Raw genomic sequence first — 21,918 nt, 5'->3', positions numbered from 1 at the left:
CCCTCCTTATTCGCCAATCACATCGACAAAGACCGTTCTCTCTTGGGGGCCATCAAATTCCATCAAGGTGATCTCCTGCGCGGCGCCCATCACCATGTTGCCATTCTGGATGGGGAAGATACAACTGTTCCCTGTCAAGAAGCTTCTCAGATGGCCATAGGCATTTGCGCTGGTGCGCCCATAGGTGGGCAGAAAATGCGCATGGGAATATTCGGCGTCGTTGTCCACCAATTTATGTAACAAGACCTTGAAGTCATCCATAATACATTCCAACGGCTCTGTGACCACAATGCCACAGTTGGTATGTGCGACCACCGTTGTGACAATCCCACTCGTAACCCCGGATTCCTTGACATACTCCTTGACCCGATCCCCAATGTAATGGTAGGAATACTCGTCGTCGGTCAGGACACTGAACTGATAATGCTTAACCATTTTCTTTTTCCTCCAATCCTAAGAAACGCAGGGCATTGCCGCCCAATACCATCGCCTTCTGTTTTGGACGCAGATTCAAAACATCCACTGCACCCATCATGCGCTTTTGCTCGATACGGGGATAGGTACTGCCGAACATAACTTTATCCGCCAGCATGCGATCAATCCAATATTCACCCATCTGGACATTGAAAGTGGTGTGGAAGAACTGCTTGGGTGAATCAAAATAGAGCAGCGCCGTATCCGCATAAACATTCGGATATTTGAGCAGTAGCATGGCGGTCTCCATAATGTAAGGCCAGCCGAAATGGCCCAGGCAAACCCGCAGATCCGGATAACGCATCGCTACATCCTCAAACAGAACGGGGCGGGAATAGGTGGAGGGGCTGTCCTTCACCCAGGTCATCCCGGACTGGAACAGAATGGGTTTGTTGTACTTCAAACAGATCTGATAGATTGAGTCCATCAGAGAAAAATCATTGGGCGAAAAGTGTTGCATCGCAGGACTTAGCTTAAGTCCTGCAAGGTGCAGATCCTTGAAGGCTTTTTCCAAAACCTCCACCGCATCCGGCCGCTGTGGGTCTACGCTGGCGAATCCAATCAAGCGTTCCGGCTGTAAATCCACCAGAGTCCGCACTTCTTCGTTGGAAACAATGGTGTCCCCCGCACGGGTTGTCACATCCTCTGCACTGATGATACACTTGTCAATGCCCGCAGCATTGAGTTGTTTGATAAACAACTCCATCGGCCAAACATGCTGTTTGTAGAGAAAATATTGCTGGCGGCGGAATTCCACGCGCTCTGGGTCTTGACAGATTTCTTTGATAAAGCCGGGGAAGGCATATACATCGATAACCATGTGATTACTCCTTTACCAATTGTATGTGGATTCTTTCAACGGCTTCATTATATCTCTTTTCCGTGCGAATATCAATTTACTTTCGTACGAAAATATAACATATTTTTTGTAGAATGCGCACAGACTGTTTTTAGGAAAAAGCTACAAATTACCAAAGATTCTATTTTGTGCTTCCAGCGTAAATTCTTGCCGAATCAATGATACATTCCAGTGGGCTTATGGTATGATACAGAAAAGCCCCTTTACAGGTAGCTCGCATTTTCGTGCATCGATTGCGAGGAAGAATCTCTAAAAATCCTCTATCCTAAAGATAAGGAGTTGATCTGCATGGACTGGATCACACGGTTAAATCAGGCATTGGCGTACATTGAGGAACATCTGGATGGCAAAATCGAGTTGGAACAAGCGGCAAAACTTGCCTACTGTTCCACCTACCACTTTCAAAGAATGTTCACTTATCTGGCGGGAATTCCGCTTTCCGAGTACATCCGGCGGCGTCGAATGACCCGGGCAGCGCTGGACTTACAAAACGGAGCCAAAGTTCTCGACGTTGCTCTAAAGTATGGCTATGAATCCCCGACAGCCTTCAACCGCGCATTCCGGGGGATTCATGGGGTTTCCCCCTCAAACGCTAAGGAGCCAGGAGTTCCGCTTCGTTCCTTTCCGCCGATCAGCTTCGTCATTACTATCAAAGGAGAGGTCGAATTGAATTATCGTATGGAACAAAAGGATGCATTTCGCATTGTCGGCATGAGCGCACCCCTGGAAAAGGAAATTGAGAAAAACTTTCAAACAGTTCCGGAACTTTGGAACAAGGCAGCCTCAAAAGGGATGCTTCAGAAACTTATTCCGCTGATGAACGGTCAGCCTTCGGGGGTACTCGGCATCTGTGCCTGTGGGGAAAAAGAGGACTGGCGCTATTGGATTGCTGTGGCGAGCGATTTGCCCTCCGGTGATTTTGCCTCTTACACCGTCCCTGCCTTTACTTGGGCGATTTTCCCCGGAACCGGTCCCATGCCCGGAGCCATTCAAGAACTGGAAAAACGTGTTGCCACCGAATGGCTCCCGACATCCGGCTATGAATTTGCGGATGGCCCGGATATGGAGGTTTATCTCACCCCTGATCCGAAAAATGCAACCTTTGAGGTTTGGATTCCTGTCCGCAAGGCATCCGAGGTAAGATAACCCAAAAACGCGAGGGTAACTACTCTTTGCAACAAAAGGATACCTCTTCGCATGTGACGCTCTGAATCTGGTTAAAGAGGACGTGATTCAGAGCGTCCTTTTTGTACGTCTGTCCGAACCCGTCCGGCAACCGGCTTTTGTCCTCCTTTGTGGCAAAAACCCCCTTGAAATAAAGAAAGAAGCTGTCTTTTTTACAGTAAAAATGGTATACTTTTAAAAGAGAGTTCTTGCAGAATGTACTTACACCGGCCGTGGAATCTACCTGCCGCCCGATCATAAAGGAGGAACGTGTCATGAAATATGCCATTATGTATTGTTCAAAGACCGGGAATACCCGCCAGCTTGCAGAGGCCATTTATGAAGCATTTCCTGAGAAGGAAACCCGCATCGAAGCGGTCTCTGAAAAACAAATATCTGTTTCTGAGCCTGTGATCCTCGTTGGTTTTTGGGTTGACAAAGGCACCTGTCCTTCAGAGATACAAGCCCTTCTGCAAACGCTCCACGGCAAACAGGTTGCCCTGTTTGGGACTGCCGGCTTCGGGGCCTCTTCCACCTATTTTGCGGCCATCGCCGCACGAGTCCAAGCATTTCTTCCAGAGGACAATCGATTGCTTGGGAGCTACCTCTGCCAAGGAAAGATGCCAACCACCGTGCGGGACCGTTATGCAGCACAGTTGGCAGAAACTCCAGGCGACGCACATCTGCAAGGCCTTCTGGAAAATTTTGACCATGCCCGCACTCACCCTGACGAAAGCGATTTACAGGCCGCAAAGGAATTTGCAAAACGGATTCTTAAACAAACAACTTCTATGTAACGGGCCATTTGCATTTTTTGTGTACATTTTGAGCGTATAGGGAAGTAGGAATCGCTATAGGAAGAGAAGGTCAATATAAAACATGATTTTTCCTTTTTGGTATATCCACAGGCCGAGTTTGTTTCGATCACAGTAGCCAACGCTATCTATGGTTTGCTTTTCTAGTGGAGAGTATATAAATATGAGCGAGTATCAACAAAAGTAGACCTTACATCGAAGTTAAACAAACATGTACTATTAAATAATAGATTTTTTGAAGCGTCTGAAATCTGGCCGAATCCGTCTTGATTTCAGGCGTTTTTTATATTTTGCAGAAGAGGTTCTTATAAATATTCATCTGCTCAAAAATAAGAAAAAATCCCATTTTTTGTAGAATAGGGTTGACAAAGCCAATCGTTCTCTCTATACTAACCGTTAGAAACTGAAATTAAAAAAAGAACAGTTTGTTGCCCCTATCTGCAAAAGTCTATCGCAAAGTAGGCTTTATAAGGCCAAGCGCTTTGCCGCTTACCTCTGACGTGCAAGGGGAAATCTGGATTCCAAACGGAGGCGGGATTCTTTTTGAACAGCGAATTTAGCGTAGCCGTTCACTCACTTGTCTTTTTAAATCACAGGGGAACCACACTTTCCAGCGAAGAGCTGGCAAAAAATGTGTGCACCAATCCGGCGCGAATCCGCAAGATCATGGCAAAGCTGAAAAAAGCTGAGCTGGTCGCCACCAAAGAGGGCATTGACGGTGGGTATCATTTTATTCGAGACCCTTCTACAGTGACCCTTCGTGAAGTCAGCGAAGCACTCGAGATGCGGTTCGTCTCTGCCACCTGGCAGAGCGGAGACACGGATATGAAATGCTTGATTGCATCCGGAATGGCCGCCATTATGGACGACATCTACGGGCAGCTTGACCAGCTTTGTCAGGTACATCTGGACGGTATCACCATTCAGATGATTGAAAATCGCATTTTTCACTATGAGACACAGGAACTGCTATAAAAGCGGTGCTGCGGTGGGTCTCAAATTCACTTAAAGGAGGTCCTATATGGGCTTTTCAGTTGAAACCGGCGTATCTGCCATCACCGTCTTTTTGCAGGGCATTTTGAGTTTCTTTTCTCCATGTGTGCTCCCGTTGGTTCCGCTCTATATTGGTTATCTGGCGGGCGGCACCAAAACGGTCGGTTCGGATGGTATCATCCACTATCAGCGAAAAAAAGTCATGTTGAACACGCTGTTCTTTGTGATCGGCATTAGCTTTGCATTTTTCCTGCTGGGTTTTGGCTTCACAGCGGCAGGACGCTTTTTTAGTGGGAACCGGCTGTTGTTGGCGCGTATCGGTGGCGTTATCGTCATTCTTTTTGGCTTATATCAGCTCGGCATCTTCGGCTCCCGTCTCCTCAGCAATGAACATCGTCTCCCATTCCGGCTTGACCGGCTGGCGATGAATCCACTGGTTGCCCTGGTGTTGGGATTCACTTTCAGTTTTGCATGGACGCCCTGTGTGGGTCCCGCTCTGGCAAGTGTTTTGTTGATGGCTTCCTCCGCCAATTCTGCGGCAACTGGTTTCGCACTGATCGGTGTTTATACATTGGGCTTTGTGATTCCTTTCTTAGCCGTTGGCTTATTTACCAGTACACTTCTTGATTTCTTTAAAAAGCACCAGCGCGTCGTCAAATATACGGTAAAAATCGGTGGCATTTTGATGATCCTGATGGGCGTAATGATGATTACGGGTTGGATGAACGGTGTGACCGGTTATCTATCTAGCTTTGGTGGTTCTTCGGGGAATACCACTTCAGAAAGCGCCTCTGTGGCGCCTCCAGTTTCCAGTGGGGAAGAGGACAACCATTCAGAACCCAAAAGCAGTGCGCCGGCCTCTTCAGAAGCAGAAAGCTCCGAGCCAGAAGAAGAAATCCCTGAGATTCCAGCGCCCGACTTTACCCTAACAGATCAGAATGGTAATACGCACACCCTTTCGGACTACAAAGGACAGGTGGTATTTCTCAACTTTTGGGCCACTTGGTGTGGTCCCTGTAAGCAGGAGATGCCCGACATTCAGGCAATGTACGAGGAGTTCAACCAAAATAACGATGACGTTGTGATTCTTGGGGTAGCAAACCCCAAAACCGACGAAGTTCCATACAACCAGGATGGGACCATTGAGGAAGTCACACAGTTCCTTTCAGACAATGGCTATACGTACCCCGTTGTCATGGATACAACCGGAGAAATCTTCGCTTCTTATGGTGTAACGGCTTTTCCAACTACATTTATGATCGACAAAGAGGGAAATGTTTTTGGTTATATCACAGGTACTCTCACAGACAGCCTGATGCACGACATTGTGCAGCAAACGTTGGATGGCAGACGCTCATCGTAAAGAATCGCATAAAAGGTAAATCTTGTGGTATGATCGCAATAAACGGAGAAACGATAAGGAAATAGGAGGTATAAAAATGGCAGTAATTGAATTGACAAAAGACAATTTTAACGCAGAAACCGCACATGGCAAAGTGTTGATCGACTTCTGGGCGAGCTGGTGCGGACCGTGCAAGATGCTCTCTCCTATTGTCGACGAAATTGCAGAGGAAGCCCCGAATGGGCTGAAAGTTTGCAAGGTGAATATCGACGATTGTCCGGAACTGGCGCAGCAGTTCCAGGTGATGAGTATCCCCACTTTGGTTGTGATGCAGGACGGCAAGCCGGTAGCATCTTCTGTGGGAGTTCGTCCGAAACAGAAAATCTTGCAAATGATTGCAGAGGCGTAAATAGGGAGGCCGCTTCCTGGGATTTCCCCAGAAAGCGGCCTCCTTATTTCTATAGTATGATTCGTAAGAGCCTACGGACCACTTAACTGACTGTAATATAGGAGCTATCCACATAACCGACAATTCCATTGTAGGCGACCACGTACCAACCCTGCCATTCGCCATTGACCGTCAGTGTAGCACCGTTGGGCGCCTGGCCAACCACCTGCGCGTCGCGGCTGGGCCTTGCACGAATGTTCAAATTTCCCCCCTGTGTGCGTACAGTTCCCTGGCGCGGCGGCTGTGGATTGTCGATAAAGGGCAGCCCAAAATACTGCGTCAGGCTCTGAACAATGTTCGCGGCAATTCGATCGATGTTATTGCGAATCCATTCGGCATCCTCCGGGTTATCGTGATAGGCAATTTCAATCAGGACCGACGGCGCATTCGTCTTCGTGATCTCAGCCAGCCGTGTGGTCGAAACCGTCTTTACCAGATTTGGCTGGGGATAAATGTTCTTAAAATTGTCTGCAATGATCGTCGCAGCCTGTTTCCCGCGCACGCTGGCCGGATAGTAATAGACATCCGTTCCCTGAAGCTGCCCGGACAGGCTGGGAGGCGCGGCGTTAGAGTGTAGGGCAAGATGCAGGTCGTAGTATCCTTCGTTGGACTGCCGGATAGCCTGCCCTAGGGTCATGTCTTTACTGCTGCGCACATATTGGATTCCGTTGGCACGCAGATACGGCTCCATGGCGTCTGCCACCAGGTTCATGTAGTATTGTTCATCGCCGCCACCCGTGTATTTATTAAAAGGTTGCAGGGATGGACTAAGATAAATAATCGGCATGGTGTTGGTTCCTCCCATCAATGGTTTTCAGTGTATACTTTACAATATGCAGGTCAGGACGTGCTTGCTTTGGGTGGAGCAATTTTTTTGAAGAACGATGCGCTGCTTTGCCCTGGTGGACGCAAAAATCGCCCCAGACCATACAGGCATTCTGGGTCTCGAGTGATGGTATTCTTCTGATTGGCGCACCCAAGCGTTGCAGAAAATCCCAGGCTTCGTATGATAGGCACAGCAGCGTCACTAATCACCCCAAAAGGATAGACAAAGGTGGTGGGGGTATAACCGGTGTGTTCCTGCATCTCCTGTTGCATTTTTGTGACATCCTCTGTCAATAAGGCCGTGTATTCCGCCAAGCTCTCTCCGCGCAGTTTTTTGGTTCCCAACCGCTTTCCATCGCTCGCATGTAAATTATAGGTATGATTCTGAAATTCTACATAGCCGGAGTCCATCATCTCCTTGATCTGATCCCATGTCATATGAGAATAAGTCGCGTGATTCGCGTCTGCTTTGCTGAATTGATCGGTAAAATAGCCGATGGGCGAAATAACAATTTTGCTTTCGTATTTTTTTGCCAGTGGGAAAGCATACAGATAATTGTTATAATATCCGTCGTCAAAGGTCAACATAATCGGTTTCTCCGGCAGAGCCGTCCCTTTATTGACGTAATTTAAAAGGTCCTGCATATGAATGGTCGTGTATCCATTATCTTTTAGGTACTGGAGATCTTCTTCAAAGGTGTCCGGAGAGATGATGTATTTCCCACTTCCATCTTTCAGCATGCTGTGGTACATGATGATCGGTAACTCGATCTCTTCTGTCTGCACCTTGGCGCTGGTCGCTTCCGCGTGACCGATCTGTACACAGGTCAGGATTCCCGCAGCTGCTCCCACCAGGAACAAAAATAACGCCAATATCCGCTTGATTGAAATGGTTATGTACATTCTCTGTACGCTCCTTACACGATCTGGATTGGTGCCTGAAAGGAGGAATTCCATTCAAGCAACAGAACATTTATAAAAAATATATAGAGAATGCCGTGCATTTATGATATAATGTTTTGCAAGACGCTTTTAAACGATTTGAGTGGAAAGCGGAATTTCAAAATAAGTTGGTGAACAATTTGGATGAGAACAAAAAACAGGACCAAGTATCACAGGAACCCAAAGAAGAGATAGTAGAAGAGCAAAATCCTTCTCCCGAACAGCCTGTAGAACCGTCGGTTGAGCCGGAGTTGGACTCCAATGGAAAGCCCCGTAGAAAACTCAATAAAAAGGCTTATATCTGCGGCATTACTCTGCTCATTGTGTTCTTTGTCATTGCGATCTATCGTACCCATGTAAATGGCTTTGGTATGATCGTGCAGACTGTAAACTCCTATACATATGATGTCGAAACGTTGGAAACGCCAGTGCTTTTTACCATCAATTTAGACAACCTGGAAAGCAACAGCGGCAATAACGTCTATAGCGATGGCGAATGTTCCATAGAAGTATCCTCCGTCGAAAAGACGGACGATGGATATCTGCTTACTTTCATGGCGACACCCAAATATGACTTTTTCCAGAATTATGCCATTCTCGTCTCTGCAACCCAAGAGGAATATCAAATCGTATCGGATGGCACTGCCCACTTAGCCATATTGAAGGCGGAACTGAAGGGGACCTATGGCGACGAGACCTTTACAGGAACCCCCGGAGAGACAAACGACATCGGAACTCTTTTCACTTATACAATTCCGGTACAGGAGACTACCGGTAAGGTGACTCTTACCTTTGATGGTCTGCGGCGTATGAATTGGAACCTAAAATAGATCAAAAGAAGTAAAAAGCCTGTTCCATTCCACAGGGGAAGGAACAGGCTTTTTTCATGTCATTTTGTTCATTTCTCTTATTCGGATACTGCCTGTGGCAGACCTTCTGAGGCAGACACGACGGATTGGCAAAACTGCAATAGATCCTGATAAACTTCCTGACGGTTGGTCTCTCCCAACAGCGCATGGCGCGCTTCAGGGTATAAGATCAATTGAACATCGTGTCCCGTGCGCACAAGTCTTTGCGCCAGTTGGCGAATGCCTTTTCCGAAATTGCCCAGCGGGTCACGCTCTCCACTCATCAACAAAATTGGAATATTGCGGGGGACACTGCGATACCATTGTGGAGAGCTGATCTGCTCCTGTAGTTGAAGAATGACACAATAACCAGAGACCGTCAGGTCAAAGCCACAAAGCGGATCGTTTTGATATTGGTCTATAAACTGATTATCGCGGCTGAGCCAATCGTACTTGGTACGATTCGGCGCAAAAGCCCGATTAAACCGGTCGGTAGAGTGGCGCGCAAAGGCCGCGTCATGCGCCTTGGGGCCAAATTTTCGTAATTTTGCCTCTGCAAAAGTCCGGCGTCCCGTCAGGAGACTTCTTTGAATTGGCCCGCAGGTATCAAGGTAAGCAACAGCGGATAATTCATTGCCGTAGCGAGCGCTATAGGCCCTTGTCAGAAAAGACCCCATGCTGTGCCCGAGCAACAGGTACGGAATCGCCGGATAGTCGCGCCGCATGGTTGTATACAGCTTGTGCATATCCTGCAAGAGGTTTTCACAACCATTCTCGCCAAAATATCCGTAAGAACCGCCTGTAGAAACGCTTTTTCCATGACCCAGGTGGTCATTGATTGCAACCACAAAGCCATTGGAAGCCATAAACGTGGCAAAGTCCAAATACAGGAGGCTGTGTTCCGCCATTCCATGCGCGATCTGTAAAACGCCTTTGGCGGCGGTCCGGTCAGCGGGCTCCACAATCCGAACAAAAATACGTTCCCCATCCGCATGAGATTCGAAGGACATCTCTCTCTGCAAAAGTTCCATTCTAGGAACCTCCTTCCAATGCCATTGAACAAAAAGCTCCGGTTGAGCTTTGGGTTTATTATACCGCAGCCCTACCGAAGCTTCGTAAAGGAATTGTAAATTTTCGACGAACAAAAATAAGAACTATTGAACAGCAATGTTATAAACCACCAAAAAGTGGAAAAAACTCCCCGCTACACAAAAAAAGTGCCAAACAGAATGCATATATTTGATCTTTCGGCCTACACCGTACAAAATCGCCCCAATGGTGTACAAAACCCCGCCGATGACCAAAAAGAGGAGGGAAGTCGTATCGATACTTTCAACCAGTGGGCGCAGGAAAAAGAGCACACACCAACCGAGCCCTAGATAGCAAATCATCGAAACGACACGGAACCGTTTCATATTGACCGCATTGAGGACAATCCCCAATATGGATACCGCCCAAACAAAGCCAAATAAAAACCATCCCGAAGCCCCGCCGATACTGAGCAAGGAGACCGGGGTATAGGTTCCGGCTATCAATAGATAGATCGTACAGTGATCGAGCACCTGAAAAACCTTTTTAGCGCGCCCCACACCCAACGCATGATACAATGTAGATACGGTATAGAGCAAAAACATAGTGCTTCCATAAATGGAAACACTCACCATGGTGAGTGCATTGTGTTGTCCATTGACCAGCAGAAGAACCAGCGCCACAATAGCGAAGGCAGCACCTAAGCCGTGGGATATGGCATTCCAGATTTCCTCTGCGGTTGTATAGCTGGGCAGGCCCAGCCGTTTTCTTCTCCAGGCCCGCCGTTCACTCCGGCGCGGCGTCCGGAAGGTTGACTTTCCCATACCATCCATCCCTTCATGTGGCAATTTCAAAACCTTCTGCTCTGCGGTGTTCTTATATCAGGATGGAAGCCCCTCCAAATCAAAGGGAGGGATAAAGTCCTTCTTGGCGGACTTCCGCTCCTGTACATAGCCATCCAATCCTAATGCAAATAAATGCTGCTGCACCTTCTCATATTCCCGCTTGGTAATCCGGCGGTCAACCTCTGGATAGTCCGCTGCCCTACCGCAGGGAACATATTGGGCCATCAAGCTCACCAGGGTTCCTTCTGGCAAATTTTCTTTGAGCCAATCGAGGACTTCAATGGAATTGCGTGTATGGCCGGGAAGAATCAAATGCCGCACAATGGTCCCGCGTTGCAACATGCCGTCTCCATCAAAAGACGCAGGTCCGGTCTGGCGAACCATCTCCAAGATGGCTTCCGCTGCATGTTCCGGGTAATCCGCCGCTCCGGAAAGGCGCTGAGAAAGCGCAGAATCCCGATACTTGTAGTCGGGCAGATAAATAGAAATCAATCCTTCCAGCATCCGCAAGGTTTCTACCCGCTCATAGCCACCTGAGTTATATACGACAGGCACCGGGAGTGGACGAAATCGCAACGCCTCTGCAATACCGGATGCAAAATGTGTGGGATTTACCAAGTTGATATTATGCGCTCCCTGCTCTACCAGACGAAAAAACACATCGGAAAGCTCTCGAGCTGTCAAAGCACGGCCCACTTCCCGGCGTACACTGATCTGCTCATTCTGGCAAAAAACACATTGCAGGGAACAACCGGTAAAAAAAACCGTGCCCGAGCCCTTTGTACCGCTGATGCACGGTTCCTCCCAAAAATGAAGTGCTGCCCGCGCCACAACTGGCATCGCGCCCATTCGGCAGTACCCATTGCCTCTTTTTGCATCGCGCCGTGCACCGCACATTCGGGGACACAGGTTGCACGATTCGATCAGTTCTGGCATGCAGATGCCTCCTTTAATGCAAAAAATGCCGCCAAACCACCGCGTTTTCCACCGCTCGCGCGGTGAGAATAGAGCAGGTCAGCATGACATTGCGTGCAAAGCTCTGCAATAGAAATTCGTTCCGGTAGAAGTCCTGCGCACAACAAAGCTCTCCGGTTGGCCTCCCATAAATTGAGCATATATTTTCCATTGCCGCCATTTTTTAAAAAATTCTCCGGCCGCCAATCCATTTTGGCGGCAAACGCCTCTGCGACTGGTTGGTCCACTTCATAGCAGCAAGGACCAATAGAAGGCCCTATGGCCGCGAGCAACTCCTCCGGCTTGCTGCCGAATGCCCGCTCCATCGCCTCGGCCATTTTCATTCCCATTCCGGCAACCGTCCCGCGCCATCCTGCATGTGCCAAACCGATCGCCCGATGTACAGGGTCCAAAAAATACAGCGGGACGCAGTCCNCCATTCTCGCAAAAATATCCGTAAGAACCGCCTGTAGAAACGCTTTTTCCATGACCCAGGTGGTCATTGATTGCAACCACAAAGCCATTGGAAGCCATAAACGTGGCAAAGTCCAAATACAGGAGGCTGTGTTCCGCCATTCCATGCGCGATCTGTAAAACGCCTTTGGCGGCGGTCCGGTCAGCGGGCTCCACAATCCGAACAAAAATACGTTCCCCATCCGCATGAGATTCGAAGGACATCTCTCTCTGCAAAAGTTCCATTCTAGGAACCTCCTTCCAATGCCATTGAACAAAAAGCTCCGGTTGAGCTTTGGGTTTATTATACCGCAGCCCTACCGAAGCTTCGTAAAGGAATTGTAAATTTTCGACGAACAAAAATAAGAACTATTGAACAGCAATGTTATAAACCACCAAAAAGTGGAAAAAACTCCCCGCTACACAAAAAAAGTGCCAAACAGAATGCATATATTTGATCTTTCGGCCTACACCGTACAAAATCGCCCCAATGGTGTACAAAACCCCGCCGATGACCAAAAAGAGGAGGGAAGTCGTATCGATACTTTCAACCAGTGGGCGCAGGAAAAAGAGCACACACCAACCGAGCCCTAGATAGCAAATCATCGAAACGACACGGAACCGTTTCATATTGACCGCATTGAGGACAATCCCCAATATGGATACCGCCCAAACAAAGCCAAATAAAAACCATCCCGAAGCCCCGCCGATACTGAGCAAGGAGACCGGGGTATAGGTTCCGGCTATCAATAGATAGATCGTACAGTGATCGAGCACCTGAAAAACCTTTTTAGCGCGCCCCACACCCAACGCATGATACAATGTAGATACGGTATAGAGCAAAAACATAGTGCTTCCATAAATGGAAACACTCACCATGGTGAGTGCATTGTGTTGTCCATTGACCAGCAGAAGAACCAGCGCCACAATAGCGAAGGCAGCACCTAAGCCGTGGGATATGGCATTCCAGATTTCCTCTGCGGTTGTATAGCTGGGCAGGCCCAGCCGTTTTCTTCTCCAGGCCCGCCGTTCACTCCGGCGCGGCGTCCGGAAGGTTGACTTTCCCATACCATCCATCCCTTCATGTGGCAATTTCAAAACCTTCTGCTCTGCGGTGTTCTTATATCAGGATGGAAGCCCCTCCAAATCAAAGGGAGGGATAAAGTCCTTCTTGGCGGACTTCCGCTCCTGTACATAGCCATCCAATCCTAATGCAAATAAATGCTGCTGCACCTTCTCATATTCCCGCTTGGTAATCCGGCGGTCAACCTCTGGATAGTCCGCTGCCCTACCGCAGGGAACATATTGGGCCATCAAGCTCACCAGGGTTCCTTCTGGCAAATTTTCTTTGAGCCAATCGAGGACTTCAATGGAATTGCGTGTATGGCCGGGAAGAATCAAATGCCGCACAATGGTCCCGCGTTGCAACATGCCGTCTCCATCAAAAGACGCAGGTCCGGTCTGGCGAACCATCTCCAAGATGGCTTCCGCTGCATGTTCCGGGTAATCCGCCGCTCCGGAAAGGCGCTGAGAAAGCGCAGAATCCCGATACTTGTAGTCGGGCAGATAAATAGAAATCAATCCTTCCAGCATCCGCAAGGTTTCTACCCGCTCATAGCCACCTGAGTTATATACGACAGGCACCGGGAGTGGACGAAATCGCAACGCCTCTGCAATACCGGATGCAAAATGTGTGGGATTTACCAAGTTGATATTATGCGCTCCCTGCTCTACCAGACGAAAAAACACATCGGAAAGCTCTCGAGCTGTCAAAGCACGGCCCACTTCCCGGCGTACACTGATCTGCTCATTCTGGCAAAAAACACATTGCAGGGAACAACCGGTAAAAAAAACCGTGCCCGAGCCCTTTGTACCGCTGATGCACGGTTCCTCCCAAAAATGAAGTGCTGCCCGCGCCACAACTGGCATCGCGCCCATTCGGCAGTACCCATTGCCTCTTTTTGCATCGCGCCGTGCACCGCACATTCGGGGACACAGGTTGCACGATTCGATCAGTTCTGGCATGCAGATGCCTCCTTTAATGCAAAAAATGCCGCCAAACCACCGCGTTTTCCACCGCTCGCGCGGTGAGAATAGAGCAGGTCAGCATGACATTGCGTGCAAAGCTCTGCAATAGAAATTCGTTCCGGTAGAAGTCCTGCGCACAACAAAGCTCTCCGGTTGGCCTCCCATAAATTGAGCATATATTTTCCATTGCCGCCATTTTTTAAAAAATTCTCCGGCCGCCAATCCATTTTGGCGGCAAACGCCTCTGCGACTGGTTGGTCCACTTCATAGCAGCAAGGACCAATAGAAGGCCCTATGGCCGCGAGCAACTCCTCCGGCTTGCTGCCGAATGCCCGCTCCATCGCCTCGGCCATTTTCATTCCCATTCCGGCAACCGTCCCGCGCCATCCTGCATGTGCCAAACCGATCGCCCGATGTACAGGGTCCAAAAAATACAGCGGGACGCAGTCCGCATAATAGGTCACCAATGTAACGCCAGGTTGATCGGTAAGCAATCCATCCACACTCTCTCGGTCACGAGGACGCCAGATACCGATTCCGCAATCCGCCTTTGTAACCCTGCGGATTTCTGTGTGATGATCCTGAGCGGAAGCGACAAGGGAATCGAATGCAAAGCCCGCAGCATCACAAAACCGATGATAATTTTCCAAAACGGTCTCGTCCGGATCTCCCCGATGGAAGCTCAGATTCATCGAAGCAAACTCTCCCCGGCTGACTCCGCCCAAACGGGTAGAAAACGCATGCTGGACAAATGGAAAAGCAGAGAGAGAGGGAAACGTCAAATAAGACACTCCTTGGTTTTCGTGTAACTCCATATTTCGGGTATTATAATGCTTCACAGGCGCCATAGATAACCCTCCTTTTGAGATCCAACAGAGAAATATCGTTTGCATTTTATCATAAGTAGCATGGAAAAGCAAACCAGAATGTACGGTTTCCCAGTTTTGGAACGGTCCGATCAGCAGAAAAAAATCTGCTTCTCGTAAAAAGCATTGTCCAGCAGTACGGTGTCGGTTCTACTGGACAATGCTTTCTTCTCATCGCTTTTTCGGCTCTGGCAACTCTTCATACATACCGGCGACAAGGCGCTTTAAAAATGCGCAGTCGTCCACCTCTTTGACAAAAAACATCGGTTTGGCCCCGGGATAGGGAAGGGGCTCGCGGCCATCTGAGGACAGATGTGCGCTAAAAGGAGTTCTCTTCACCAGTAAGCGGTCGTCATAGATACCGCCAAACCCTTTTCCACGGAAATATAGAAGGTACTCTCCCATCATTTTTCGGCTGGTGATCCCTTCTAGGCCACCAAGCTGCCCCAAAATAAACTGCAAATAGGATTCGCTGGAAGCCATGTTGCCTCTCGCCGATTTATCTGCCAAAAATCGCATGGGCATATCGAACCGAATCCATCGCGTCTTTGGCATAATGGTCTGCATGAATCATATCGGCATATTCCTGTGTCAAAACGGCTCCGCCAACCATAATTTTGCAACCGGGAGCGCCTTTATGCAATGCATGGATGGTTTCTTCCATATTGACCACTGTGGTGGTCATTAGGGCACTCAATCCCACCAGTTTGACGTGATTTTGTACGGCGGCCTCAACCACTTTTTCCGGAGGAACATCCTTTCCGAGGTCGATGACATCATAACTGTAATTTTCCAAAAGAACTTTGACGATGTTCTTTCCGATGTCGTGTATATCCCCCTTAACCGTGGCCAAGACAATCTTATCCTTCTTCACTTCTTGTGACGTATCTGAACGATTCAGCTGGGCGCGGACTACTTCAAAAGCGGCTTTTGCCGCATCTGCGCTCATCAACAGCTGTGGAAGGAATAGCTTCCCGGTTTCAAAATCCTTTCCCACTCGGTCCAATGCAGGTATCAGGGATTCATTGACGATGGCAAGCGGCTCTTTTGTCTGCAATTCTCGTTCGGCAGCTGAATGTGCGCTCTCCTTTAGACCGCTGATAATTGCTTGCGCTAAGGTCATTTCCATCCCAGCAGTCTTTGGCGCCGCATCGGACGCTTGTTGCGAATACCGGGCAATATAGTCCATACACTGCTGGTCAATACCGCTCAAAGCACAGTATGCGTCATAAGCCCTGCGCATGGCATCCGAGTTCGGGTTAACGATTGCGGCGCTTAATCCACACTGCAACGCCATCGTAAAAAATGCAGCATTGATAGTCTCTCTCTGTGGTAGCCCGAAGGAAATATTCGAGACGCCCAGGGAAGTGTGCACGCCCAATTGCTCTTGAATCAACTGCAACGACCGCAGTGTGACATCTGCCGCTTCCTGACCCGCGCTAATCGTCATAACAAGTGCGTCCACCACAAGGTCCTTTTTCGAAATCCCGTATTGTGCCGCTGTCTCAACAATCTTTTTTGCCACGGCCAGCCGTCCTTCCGGTGTTTCCGGGATTCCCGCCTCATCCAGCGTCAGTGCGATTACCACACCGCCGTACTTTTTGACCAAAGGGAAGATGCTGTGCATACTCTCCTGCTTTCCATTGACGGAATTGATCAATGGTTTTCCATTATAAAGGCGCATCGCCTGCTCCATTGTATCCGCATTAGAGGTATCAATTTGGAGCGGAAGATCGATAACGCTTTGAATCTCCGTAACTGCCCGGCACATCATTGCAGTTTCATCGATTTCTGGGAGGCCGACATTTACGTCTAAAATATGTGCCCCTGCCTGTTGTTGGGCAATCCCTTCACGGAGAATATAGTCCAAATCGTTTTCCCGCAAAGCCTGCTTAAAACGGGATTTTCCAGTTGGGTTAATGCGTTCTCCAATCAATAGCGGCCGTTTTCCAAAACAGACCGCTTTAGAATAAGAAGAAATTACCGTTCTCTCTTTCATTTGTAATGGAACAGGGGAGAGGTCCTTGCAATGCTCCACCACTGCTGCAATATGGGCTGGCGTGGTCCCACAACAACCGCCTGCCAGCCAAGCTCCTTCACGAACCAGTTTTTCCATTACCTCAGCAAAATCCTCCGGGCCTACGTCGAAAACTGTACGCCCATCCACACTGCGCGGAAGTCCGGCGTTGGGATTGACAATCATCGGGATGGAACAGCAGTCCAGCAATTGCGGGAAAAGGGAATGCATCTGCTCTGGACCCAAGCCGCAATTAAATCCGATTGCATCGGCTCCCAGGCCCTCCAGCATAGCGACAGCGGCTGCGATGTCGCCTCCAGTGAGAAGCTTCCCCTTTTCATCAAAAATCATAGTGACAAACACTGGCAGGGAGGTATTCTCTTTTGCCGCCAACAAAGCAGCCTTGGCTTCATAGGTATCGCTCATGGTTTCAATGAGGATGAGATCTGCCCCTGCTTTTTCACCGCATTGTACAGCTTCTTTAAATGCATCATAAGCTTCTTCAAACGACAGATCTCCCAGTGGACGAAGCAATTTTCCGGTGGGGCCGACATCTAGTGCCACAAAGGCTTCCCGTCCACAATCCCGCACAGCTCTCCGCGCGTGAGAAATACCCGCCTCGACAATCTCCTGAACCGAGTGGCCGCAACCACGCAGCTTGACCGCATTTGCGCCGAATGTATTGGCCTTGGTAATATCTGCTCCGGCCGCTAGATAGTCGCGATGAATCTGCTCGATCAATTCCGGCCGCTGTAGATTCCAAAGTTCCGGTAGTTCACCAGCTCCCAGACCATTCTGCTGCAAGATCGTTCCCATTGCACCGTCAAAAAAGACAATCCGTTTTCCCAGAAGCTCTAAGACCCCCATAGTTTCAACCCTTTCTAAATGGACAAGATTTCGCCTTACATGTCATACATTTTGCAATATGGCAGCTCTGTTCCTCCTCTGTCAAACCAATCACTGCGGTTACAGATTTGGATGGAGCCAACATAAAGCTGTCCGTCATGGTCAGACCGATTCGTTTGGGACAATCCAAAACATTTAAAAAATCGCGTTGGTGGGCGATGGAAAAGTCTCCATATCCTGGGCTGTAACGCGGGCGCAGGTAAAGCCCACGCGCAGCAGCCTCGCGGGCGATTGGCTCTTGGCACGCATCGCAATAAGATTCGATCAAGGAGGCTGCACACGCCTGCATCACCACAGCACGGCTCATCGATAGCTTTGTGCAGCGCTCCAAACGTAAATCAACCGGTGCACCCAGGGTGGCTGCAAACAAAACCACCTGCTCACAGCCGGAAAGATGCTGAAACAGATCTTTGCTGTGCACGACTATCCCCGCAAAGGACAGCGTATCCCTTGCAGGGCGGGAAAGCTCGACTGTCTGTAAAATATGGTGTGGCGTTGCAGCCTCTTCCAATTCCCGCGCACAATCCGTAATGGTACGCAAAATTTCTGTGTCCGGCTTTGCATACCGGTATCCCAAATAACGTAGGACTTCTTCCTGATCGATGTTCATACTTCTTCATCCCGGAGAATGTCGGAGAGATTCCCCATAATTTTGGCTGCGATCTCGGGGTTGTTCATTGTATACAAATGGATATGCCGGACCCCATTGGAAAGCAGATCGATAATTTGTTCCGTCGCATATGCGATTCCAGCTTGCTTCATTGCCAGCGGCTTGTCCGAAAATTTATCCGCAATGGCCTTGAAACGAGGCGGTAGGGCTGTCCCAGAAAGCTCGCAGGAACGCTTGATCTGACGGCTGTTAATCACCGGCATAACACCCGCGACCACAGGTACGCGAATATCTTTTGCCATAATTCGATATAGAAAATTGTAAAGCACGTTGTTATCAAAAAACATCTGTGTTGTAAGGAAGTCACAGCCACTTTCTACCTTTTGTTTTAAAAAATCAATGTCATCCTCTTTGTGTGCACACTCTACATGACCTTCTGGATAGCATGCGCCGCCAATACAAAAAAGATTACCCTGCTGGCTACGAATGTCGCGGATCAACTCACTGGCATAGCGGTAATGCCGGGGAGAAGGGAACTCTGCATCCTGGGGAATATCCCCTCGCAACGCCAGAATATTCTCAATATGGTTTTCCTTCATACGTTCCAACATGGTTGCGACATCTTCCTTGCTGGACGAGACACAGGTCAAATGGGCCAAAGCGGGGATTCCATATGTATCTTGAATTTTCGAGGCAATCTCAATCGTACGCTTTGAGGTGCTGCCTCCTGCGCCATAGGTAACACTAATAAAATCGGGGTGCAGGGCAGCAATCTGCTGGATGATTCCATCCATTTTGCTCATATCTGCACCTGCTTTGGGCGGGAAAATCTCGCAGGAGAAGGTAACCTTCCCGCTCTGTAAGAGGTCTTTTATCTTCAATCTCATTCATCCTTTCCGATCGAGCGAACACACGCCCCGTTTCCATTCCATTAGGTTATTCGATCTATTATACCATATCATGTAGAAAAGATGAAATAAAATCCATGGTTTTCCTTCGGATTTCATTTCATCTTGTTCTTACCGGTTATTTGTTGTACGAATGCCTGCCCTAAATCACAGAGCAAGCCGTCGATGCATTCGGCCCCTAGAATTATTCCATGACAATCTTCCTATGTCCCTATCATTTAATAGAAAATTGTAGAATATCCCATACGCCGAAAGGGGATTTGGTCAATCCGCTCTCTTTTTCTTCTCATCCATTTCAAGTTGCCGGTTAACCAAGTCCTGTAGCGTAATATGATCGACCACATCATCTACAGCTTTTTTTAATTGTTCCCATACCTCTAATGTCACACAGTGTTCCGCGCGAGAACAGGGATTTACCGCAGCATCCAGGCAGGCTACGGGGGAAAGACTCCCTTCTACCATACGTAAAATCATGCCCACCGTGTAGTCTTTTGCCGGGTAAGACAACATATAGCCTCCATTTGCGCCGCGAGCACTACGCACATATCCCGCTTTCGATAACTGGCTGATAATCTGCTCCATGTACTTGCCGGATATATCCTGCCGAACCGAAATATCCTTCAAGGAAATGTATTCTCCCTGGGGCTGCAGCGCCAGATCCAGCATCAGTCGTAAGGCGTAGCGACCTTTCGTTGATATTTTCATTCAGAACATCCTTCCTTAGCTTTGCACAAAATATCAATACAAGAAACATCAGGCACCTCATGAAAAGGCCATCCTAATTTTCCTATTTCATTGCAACTCCATACATATCGCCCAATCCGAAAGATCCCATTTGTCTTTCGTTCCAAATACTCCATAATTCTGCTCTTTAAAATCGTTTTAAAGACCTATACGGAAAAGATTTTAGCAGAAGTAGGGAATATATGCTTCTTTCGTAAAATAATAGCAAAAAAATTTAATATAATAGAGTTCACAAAATATTCATATGGATGCCCCACTATTGAGAAAATTTTTTGGGGGGGCAGGGAAGGGGTCTTGTCATGCAGCGTGAAAAATTCTCCTCGCGGCTCGGATTTCTTTTGATCTCCGCGGGGTGCGCCATCGGCCTCGGCAATGTTTGGCGTTTTCCCTATATAACGGGAATGTATGGGGGCGCAGCCTTTGTACTAATTTATCTGTTCTTTCTCGTTATTCTTGGTCTTCCTATCATGGTGATGGAATTTGCCGTAGGAAGAGGTAGTCAGAAGAGCGCAGCACGGTCGTTTGATGTGTTGGAGCCAAAGGGAACCAAATGGCACATTCACAAATATTTTGCCATGTTCGGCAATTACCTGTTGATGTTCTTTTACACAACCATCGGTGGTTGGATGCTCATTTATTTTGTGAAAATGCTTTCCGGTGAATTCGAAGGACTGAACCCACAACAGGTGAACGAGAATTTCGTTCAAATGACTTGGAATCCCGGACTCATGACAGTGGCTATGATTTTTGTCGTACTGCTGTGTTTTGGAATTTGTTCTTTTGGCCTTCAAAAGGGTGTCGAGAAAGTAACAAAGGTGATGATGGTAAGCCTATTTATCATCATGATCTTGTTGGCCATTCGTTCCATTACACTTTCAGGCTCCAACGCAGGATTAAAATTTTACCTGTACCCGGATTTTAAGAAAGTAATGGATAATGGGCTTTCCAATACCATTTTCGCTGCAATGGGACAGGCCTTCTTTACGCTCAGCTTAGGGATCGGCTCTATCTCCATTTTTGGCAGCTATATTGGTAAGGAACGCGCATTGATGGGGGAAGCCATCAATGTAACCCTTTTAGACACGGGGGTCGCCCTGGTCGCTGGCTTGATTATTTTCCCCGCATGCTTTGCTTTTGGCGTCAATCCGGACAGTGGCCCCAGCCTGATTTTTGTGACGTTGCCCAATGTGTTCAATTCGATGAGTGGCGGCCGTATCTGGGGCGCATTTTTCTTCCTCTTCATGTCCTTTGCCGCCTTGTCTACGATCATTGCCGTATTTGAAAGTATTATCTCGTATGCGATCGATCTATGGAATTGGAGCCGTAAAAAAGCGGCTTTTGTAAACATCGCAGTAGTCATTGTATTTTCACTGCCCTGTGTGCTGGGTTTTAATTTGCTCAGTGGTTTTCAGCCTCTTGGACCAGGAAGCAATATTATGGACTTGGAGGATTTCATTGTGAGCAACAACCTGTTGCCATTAGGGTCTCTGGTCTATCTGCTATTCTGTGTTTCAAAGTGTGGGTGGGGATGGAAAAACTTCCTTCAAGAAGCCAACACAGGAAAAGGTGTCAAGTTTCCTAAATGGATTCGTTTTTATGTGACGTTCATTCTACCTGTAATTATATTGGTCATTTTTGTCCAAGGATACCTCTCCAAATTTTTCCCGCAGCTGTTTCAATAAAAAAGGCCTTGTACGGAAAAACTCTGTACAAGGCCTTTTTATATCTGCCCCTCTCTAAGAAATCACATTTCAAACCGAATGGGTAGACTTTCCAAGCGCAATATGAAACTTTCTTCGGGACAATCCTCATAGAAAAGAAATAGGGAAGAGGAATACAAAAAGAAGA

General features: G+C 48.2%; 23 protein-coding genes and 1 pseudogene. 7 read left to right on the top strand and 17 right to left on the bottom strand.

Translation table 11 applies throughout. From position 1 onward, the window contains the following. Positions 1 to 6 precede the first annotated feature (6 nt). Together B9Y59_RS06735 and B9Y59_RS06730 are read right to left on the bottom strand one after the other, a co-directional pair. Entirely contained in the window at positions 7 to 435 is a 429-nt protein-coding gene (locus tag B9Y59_RS06735) for a secondary thiamine-phosphate synthase enzyme YjbQ (RefSeq protein WP_054322944.1), read from the bottom strand. Further along, positions 428 to 1,294, bottom strand: a complete 867-nt coding sequence (locus B9Y59_RS06730) for an amidohydrolase family protein (RefSeq protein WP_085532532.1) — start codon at positions 1,292 to 1,294, stop codon at positions 428 to 430. The genes B9Y59_RS06735 and B9Y59_RS06730 overlap by 8 nt, the downstream gene beginning before the upstream one ends. Positions 1,295 to 1,621: 327 nt before the next feature. Between B9Y59_RS06730 and B9Y59_RS06725 the strand changes: the two genes are divergently transcribed. The 5 genes from B9Y59_RS06725 to trxA all read left to right on the top strand — a co-directional run bounded on the left by B9Y59_RS06725 (position 1,622) and on the right by trxA (position 6,056). After that, positions 1,622 to 2,479 (top strand): AraC family transcriptional regulator, encoded by an 858-nt coding sequence (locus B9Y59_RS06725; RefSeq protein WP_085532530.1) that lies wholly within the window; start codon positions 1,622 to 1,624, stop codon positions 2,477 to 2,479. Between the two features lie 293 nt (positions 2,480 to 2,772). Further along, complete coding sequence (gene bilS / locus B9Y59_RS06715) at positions 2,773 to 3,294, top strand: flavodoxin family protein BilS (protein WP_085532526.1); 522 nt, start codon at positions 2,773 to 2,775, stop codon at positions 3,292 to 3,294. Between the two features lie 561 nt (positions 3,295 to 3,855). After that, entirely contained in the window at positions 3,856 to 4,287 is a 432-nt protein-coding gene (locus tag B9Y59_RS06710; protein ID WP_085532524.1) for an RrF2 family transcriptional regulator, read from the top strand. Positions 4,288 to 4,333: 46 nt separating this feature from the next. Next, the gene (locus B9Y59_RS06705; protein WP_085532522.1) at positions 4,334 to 5,668 is read left to right on the top strand and encodes a cytochrome c biogenesis protein/redoxin; all 1,335 of its coding nucleotides are present in this window, start codon (positions 4,334 to 4,336) and stop codon (positions 5,666 to 5,668) included. Between the two features lie 76 nt (positions 5,669 to 5,744). Beyond that, positions 5,745 to 6,056, top strand: a complete 312-nt coding sequence (gene trxA / locus B9Y59_RS06700; protein ID WP_054322949.1) for a thioredoxin — start codon at positions 5,745 to 5,747, stop codon at positions 6,054 to 6,056. A gap of 82 nt (positions 6,057 to 6,138) precedes the next feature. On the opposite strand, the gene B9Y59_RS06695 is transcribed toward trxA, so the two are convergent. Continuing rightward, complete coding sequence (locus tag B9Y59_RS06695) at positions 6,139 to 6,882, bottom strand: N-acetylmuramoyl-L-alanine amidase (protein WP_085532520.1); 744 nt, start codon at positions 6,880 to 6,882, stop codon at positions 6,139 to 6,141. A gap of 53 nt (positions 6,883 to 6,935) precedes the next feature. Continuing rightward, positions 6,936 to 7,823, bottom strand: a complete 888-nt coding sequence (locus B9Y59_RS06690) for a polysaccharide deacetylase family protein (RefSeq protein WP_085532518.1) — start codon at positions 7,821 to 7,823, stop codon at positions 6,936 to 6,938. A 116-nt stretch (positions 7,824 to 7,939) separates the two neighbouring features. Here B9Y59_RS06690 and B9Y59_RS06685 point away from each other — a divergent pair, with 116 nt between their 5' ends. Then, positions 7,940 to 8,692, top strand: a complete 753-nt coding sequence (locus B9Y59_RS06685) for a hypothetical protein (RefSeq protein ID WP_054322950.1) — start codon at positions 7,940 to 7,942, stop codon at positions 8,690 to 8,692. 77 nt (positions 8,693 to 8,769) lie between these two features. Here B9Y59_RS06685 and B9Y59_RS06680 read toward each other — a convergent pair whose 3' ends face one another. From B9Y59_RS06680 to B9Y59_RS06625, 13 genes and pseudogenes are all read right to left on the bottom strand, one after another. Further along, a complete protein-coding gene (locus B9Y59_RS06680) occupies positions 8,770 to 9,741 on the bottom strand; it encodes an alpha/beta fold hydrolase (RefSeq protein ID WP_054322951.1) in 972 nt (323 codons plus the stop codon). 123 nt (positions 9,742 to 9,864) lie between these two features. Beyond that, positions 9,865 to 10,563, bottom strand: a complete 699-nt coding sequence (gene trhA, locus B9Y59_RS06675) for a PAQR family membrane homeostasis protein TrhA (RefSeq protein ID WP_242967268.1) — start codon at positions 10,561 to 10,563, stop codon at positions 9,865 to 9,867. Positions 10,564 to 10,620: 57 nt separating this feature from the next. Continuing rightward, positions 10,621 to 11,520: a radical SAM protein gene (locus B9Y59_RS06670; protein ID WP_085532514.1), complete on the bottom strand. Its 900-nt coding sequence runs from the start codon at positions 11,518 to 11,520 to the stop codon at positions 10,621 to 10,623. After that, on the bottom strand, positions 11,508 to 11,978 hold the full coding sequence (locus B9Y59_RS06665) for a purine nucleoside phosphorylase YfiH/LACC1 family protein (protein WP_158088966.1): 471 nt from the start codon (positions 11,976 to 11,978) through the stop codon (positions 11,508 to 11,510). Before B9Y59_RS06665 ends, B9Y59_RS06670 begins: the two co-directional genes overlap by 13 nt. A 91-nt stretch (positions 11,979 to 12,069) precedes the next feature. Continuing rightward, positions 12,070 to 12,114 (bottom strand): annotated as a pseudogene (locus tag B9Y59_RS16160) (hypothetical protein); the annotation flags it as partial. A gap of 246 nt (positions 12,115 to 12,360) precedes the next feature. Then, positions 12,361 to 13,059, bottom strand: coding sequence for a PAQR family membrane homeostasis protein TrhA (gene trhA / locus B9Y59_RS06660; protein WP_242967268.1), 699 nt, complete (start codon positions 13,057 to 13,059; stop codon positions 12,361 to 12,363). A gap of 57 nt (positions 13,060 to 13,116) precedes the next feature. Beyond that, the gene (locus B9Y59_RS06655) at positions 13,117 to 14,016 is read right to left on the bottom strand and encodes a radical SAM protein (protein WP_085532514.1); all 900 of its coding nucleotides are present in this window, start codon (positions 14,014 to 14,016) and stop codon (positions 13,117 to 13,119) included. After that, entirely contained in the window at positions 14,004 to 14,867 is an 864-nt protein-coding gene (gene pgeF / locus B9Y59_RS06650) for a peptidoglycan editing factor PgeF (protein WP_085532512.1), read from the bottom strand. The genes B9Y59_RS06655 and pgeF overlap by 13 nt, the downstream gene beginning before the upstream one ends. A 189-nt stretch (positions 14,868 to 15,056) precedes the next feature. Continuing rightward, the gene (locus B9Y59_RS06645) at positions 15,057 to 15,368 is read right to left on the bottom strand and encodes a TfoX/Sxy family protein (protein ID WP_085532510.1); all 312 of its coding nucleotides are present in this window, start codon (positions 15,366 to 15,368) and stop codon (positions 15,057 to 15,059) included. A gap of 16 nt (positions 15,369 to 15,384) precedes the next feature. Next, complete coding sequence (locus tag B9Y59_RS06640; protein WP_085532508.1) at positions 15,385 to 17,769, bottom strand: homocysteine S-methyltransferase family protein; 2,385 nt, start codon at positions 17,767 to 17,769, stop codon at positions 15,385 to 15,387. A gap of 4 nt (positions 17,770 to 17,773) precedes the next feature. Continuing rightward, a complete protein-coding gene (locus tag B9Y59_RS06635) occupies positions 17,774 to 18,418 on the bottom strand; it encodes a vitamin B12 dependent-methionine synthase activation domain-containing protein (RefSeq protein WP_085532506.1) in 645 nt (214 codons plus the stop codon). After that, the gene (metF, locus tag B9Y59_RS06630; RefSeq protein WP_085532504.1) at positions 18,415 to 19,299 is read right to left on the bottom strand and encodes a methylenetetrahydrofolate reductase [NAD(P)H]; all 885 of its coding nucleotides are present in this window, start codon (positions 19,297 to 19,299) and stop codon (positions 18,415 to 18,417) included. The genes B9Y59_RS06635 and metF overlap by 4 nt, the downstream gene beginning before the upstream one ends. Before the next feature lie 291 nt (positions 19,300 to 19,590). Continuing rightward, a complete protein-coding gene (locus B9Y59_RS06625; protein WP_054322956.1) occupies positions 19,591 to 20,031 on the bottom strand; it encodes an RrF2 family transcriptional regulator in 441 nt (146 codons plus the stop codon). Positions 20,032 to 20,369: 338 nt separating this feature from the next. Between B9Y59_RS06625 and B9Y59_RS06620 the strand changes: the two genes are divergently transcribed. Beyond that, the gene (locus B9Y59_RS06620; RefSeq protein WP_085532502.1) at positions 20,370 to 21,752 is read left to right on the top strand and encodes a sodium-dependent transporter; all 1,383 of its coding nucleotides are present in this window, start codon (positions 20,370 to 20,372) and stop codon (positions 21,750 to 21,752) included. Positions 21,753 to 21,918: the final 166 nt, after the last annotated feature.

The sequence above is a fragment of the Anaeromassilibacillus sp. Marseille-P3371 genome (assembly GCF_900169665.1).
Lineage (GTDB): Bacteria > Bacillota > Clostridia > Oscillospirales > Acutalibacteraceae > Anaeromassilibacillus.
This window is presented reverse-complemented; position numbering and strand designations above follow the sequence as displayed.

Excerpts from the sequence above, each read along its gene's own strand:
- trhA (WP_242967268.1), bottom strand. The coding sequence starts at position 10,563 with ATGGGAAAGTCAACCTTCCGGACGCCGCGCCGGAGTGAACGGCGGGCC.
- B9Y59_RS06620 (WP_085532502.1), top strand. The coding sequence starts at position 20,370 with ATGCAGCGTGAAAAATTCTCCTCGCGGCTCGGATTTCTTTTGATCTCC.
- B9Y59_RS06645 (WP_085532510.1), bottom strand. The coding sequence starts at position 15,368 with ATGGCTTCCAGCGAATCCTATTTGCAGTTTATTTTGGGGCAGCTTGGT.
- bilS (WP_085532526.1), top strand. The coding sequence starts at position 2,773 with ATGAAATATGCCATTATGTATTGTTCAAAGACCGGGAATACCCGCCAG.
- pgeF (WP_085532512.1), bottom strand. The coding sequence starts at position 14,867 with ATGGCGCCTGTGAAGCATTATAATACCCGAAATATGGAGTTACACGAA.
- B9Y59_RS06690 (WP_085532518.1), bottom strand. The coding sequence starts at position 7,823 with ATGTACATAACCATTTCAATCAAGCGGATATTGGCGTTATTTTTGTTC.
- B9Y59_RS06735 (WP_054322944.1), bottom strand. The coding sequence starts at position 435 with ATGGTTAAGCATTATCAGTTCAGTGTCCTGACCGACGACGAGTATTCC.
- B9Y59_RS06670 (WP_085532514.1), bottom strand. The coding sequence starts at position 11,520 with ATGCCAGAACTGATCGAATCGTGCAACCTGTGTCCCCGAATGTGCGGT.
- trhA (WP_242967268.1), bottom strand. The coding sequence starts at position 13,059 with ATGGGAAAGTCAACCTTCCGGACGCCGCGCCGGAGTGAACGGCGGGCC.
- B9Y59_RS06635 (WP_085532506.1), bottom strand. The coding sequence starts at position 18,418 with ATGAACATCGATCAGGAAGAAGTCCTACGTTATTTGGGATACCGGTAT.
- B9Y59_RS06680 (WP_054322951.1), bottom strand. The coding sequence starts at position 9,741 with ATGGAACTTTTGCAGAGAGAGATGTCCTTCGAATCTCATGCGGATGGG.
- B9Y59_RS06640 (WP_085532508.1), bottom strand. The coding sequence starts at position 17,769 with ATGGGGGTCTTAGAGCTTCTGGGAAAACGGATTGTCTTTTTTGACGGT.
- B9Y59_RS06695 (WP_085532520.1), bottom strand. The coding sequence starts at position 6,882 with ATGCCGATTATTTATCTTAGTCCATCCCTGCAACCTTTTAATAAATAC.
- B9Y59_RS06705 (WP_085532522.1), top strand. The coding sequence starts at position 4,334 with ATGGGCTTTTCAGTTGAAACCGGCGTATCTGCCATCACCGTCTTTTTG.
- B9Y59_RS06625 (WP_054322956.1), bottom strand. The coding sequence starts at position 20,031 with ATGAAAATATCAACGAAAGGTCGCTACGCCTTACGACTGATGCTGGAT.
- trxA (WP_054322949.1), top strand. The coding sequence starts at position 5,745 with ATGGCAGTAATTGAATTGACAAAAGACAATTTTAACGCAGAAACCGCA.
- B9Y59_RS06655 (WP_085532514.1), bottom strand. The coding sequence starts at position 14,016 with ATGCCAGAACTGATCGAATCGTGCAACCTGTGTCCCCGAATGTGCGGT.
- B9Y59_RS06730 (WP_085532532.1), bottom strand. The coding sequence starts at position 1,294 with ATGGTTATCGATGTATATGCCTTCCCCGGCTTTATCAAAGAAATCTGT.
- B9Y59_RS06725 (WP_085532530.1), top strand. The coding sequence starts at position 1,622 with ATGGACTGGATCACACGGTTAAATCAGGCATTGGCGTACATTGAGGAA.